We start from the raw sequence: 303 nt of genomic DNA on the forward strand, positions 1-303 counted from the left end.
TTGTCGTGGTCGTCCTTGTAGTCGTCCTTCTTGTCCTCGTCCTTGTCCCAGTCGTTCAGGATGCCGGCGAGGGCGCCGCCGCCGGCGTGGACTCCGCCGTTGGGCTTCTTGTCGTAGTCGTCCTTGTCGTAGTCGTCCTTGTCGTAGTCGTCCTTGTAGTCGTCCTTCTTGTCGTAGTCCTTCTTGTCGTAGTCCTTGTCGTAGTCCTTCTTGTCGTGGTCGTCCTTCTTGTAGTCGTCCTTCTTGTCGTGGTCGTCCTTGTAGTCGTCCTTCTTGTCCTCGTCCTTGTCCCAGTCGTTCAGG

The 303-nt window shown here is 56.8% G+C and carries 1 pseudogene; it reads right to left on the bottom strand.

The features are described from left to right. Positions 1 to 303, bottom strand: a pseudogene (locus tag GUY61_RS39495) (DNA primase); the annotation flags it as partial.

Origin of the sequence: Streptomyces sp. GC420 (genome assembly GCF_009916105.1) — a bacterium.
Taxonomy (GTDB): domain Bacteria; phylum Actinomycetota; class Actinomycetes; order Streptomycetales; family Streptomycetaceae; genus Streptomyces.